Source organism: Mycobacterium sp., from assembly GCF_049280035.1.
In the GTDB taxonomy this organism is placed as follows: Bacteria; Actinomycetota; Actinomycetes; order Mycobacteriales; family Mycobacteriaceae; genus Mycobacterium.
In genome coordinates this window covers 1-1808 of sequence record NZ_JBAPPI010000231.1, presented here as the reverse complement: position 1 = coordinate 1808, position 1808 = coordinate 1, and the positions used below count along the sequence as shown (strand labels likewise).

At 64.0% G+C, this 1808-nt stretch carries 3 protein-coding genes; all 3 read right to left on the bottom strand.

What is annotated here, in order from left to right:
* The coding region (locus WAN71_RS07545) for a lipocalin-like domain-containing protein (protein WP_422224736.1) at positions 1 to 189 on the bottom strand (189 nt) is incomplete at its 3' end.
* Positions 190 to 1077: an MBL fold metallo-hydrolase gene (locus tag WAN71_RS07540; protein ID WP_422224735.1), complete on the bottom strand. Its 888-nt coding sequence runs from the start codon at positions 1075 to 1077 to the stop codon at positions 190 to 192. It abuts the gene before it with no gap.
* Positions 1078 to 1550: 473 nt separating this feature from the next.
* Positions 1551 to 1808, bottom strand: a 258-nt coding sequence (locus WAN71_RS07535; protein ID WP_422224734.1) for a winged helix-turn-helix transcriptional regulator, incomplete at its 5' end; no start/stop codon positions are given.

Genomic DNA, 1808 nt, shown 5'->3' with positions numbered 1-1808 from the left:
GTCTGTTTCGGGGCGGTCGTAGGCGGGCCGGTCGGGGCGCATGATTTGTGCGGACATGTACCCGTCAGCGGTGTACATGATCAGGCCCAGTGCGTCAGGACCCAGCGGGTAGGTGATCGGTCCGCGGTGAGTGTCCTGGGCGGTATAGGACACCAGCTCCCAGGCTCCTAAAACTTCGGTGCGCAACATTTAGTCCTCCGTGGGATTCGGGGATGAGGGGAAATCGAACATCAACCAGGACTGGTTGGATTCCCAGCCGGGGTAGCGCTTGGTCATTTCGTTGAACAGTTCTTCGTCGGTTGTGGCGCTCTGCTGCAGGCGGTCGAAGTCTTGCAGGTAGCGCTTGCTGTCCTCGATTGCCGACGGCAAGTCGGGTGCACTCGGTTTCTTGTGGCCGGCGACAGCGATTTTCGGGTGTAGCGCCGCCAGCCGGTCCAGTGCCGCGATCCAATTGCGCCGGCTCTCGAGTGTGGTGCCCCCGACGAACATGTGGCATTGGTTGTAGAGCACGTCGCCGCCGACGACCAGATCGATGCAGGGAACGTGCAACGAGGTGGTGTGCACGGTGTCGGTGCGGCCCTGCTCAATGATGCGTAGTTCGTGGCCCTCCAGGGTGAAGGTGTCATCCTCATACGGTTCGGCCGTTGTCATCTGCGGGGACAGTTGACCCGGCCACCAGCGCCGGAAGAACCCATCCAACGGCCCGGATTCCAGCTGCTGGTGCATCAGCTGCACCGACTTCGGGGTCGCTATCGCCCGAGCGCTGGGGAACCGGTTCAGCAACACACTCAGGCCGAAGAAGTGGTCGAAGTGTCCGTGGGTGACATAGATGGTGGTGAGGTTGCGGTGATGCAGGGCAACCCAATCCGCGAGTGCTGTGGCTTCGGCGACGGTGGTCAAGGTGTCCACCAGCACCGCGTCGTACTCGCCGTATATCAGCGTCGAGGTGATCGGATCCCAGCCGAGCGGTTCGCCGAACGGTCGTGGCCGCTCACCCACGACGGCCTTGGCGGGTGCGGTGAAGACGTTCACGCCGAGCGTGTCCGCGCGGAGGTCATCGGCTGCCGTCGCAGTCATCGCACTGTGTCCTTTCACTGCAGGCGGCTGAGGGTCTGGTCACATGCGGCACCGGGCGGCCACCCTTTTCACCGCCCATACCGGCCCGCCGAAAGGTCGATGGTTAGGCCGCGCAGCGTATTCCGCTGATTTTGACCGCCGGCCGCCTCGGTAGCGGTGGCGACGAGATCGTCCGTCACGCAGAGATTCCTTTCCCTGGGCTCAGAATGAGCCGGTGCCGACCCACCGGCGTTGCATGTCCACGACCCATCCCAGTGTTGTCCGCCTCGGCCGGCGATCGGATCTGCCGGTGGACAGTCCGAGTGGCCAGTCGTGTAGATGGTGATCGAACGGACGTTGCGCCGAAAAGCATCCGGTCACCGTCGGCGTTGCCCGGTGGGTAGGCGCTGTAACGGTGGTGCGGATAGATGGCGTGGATTTCCCCGCCCACGACTACGGCACCCGCAATCCCGAGCAGACCTACTCGACGCCCGTCACGGTGAGCTCGCCGTCGCGGAGGGTTGGTTGCAGGCGGCGCAGACGGTCAGTGGGTGGAAGTCGGCGCCGCAGGTGTGCTGGAAGATGACCGGCTCGGCGCTGGGGTTGACGTATCGGTCGCCCCATTCCTTGAGCGCGAGCAGGATGGGCTGAAGGGCTCGCCCGGCGTCAGTCAGCAGGTGATGGCCAGGCCGCGCCAACCTCAGATGAAGTCCGAACCGCCGTCGACGTTCACAGTCGCTCCTGTGACATAC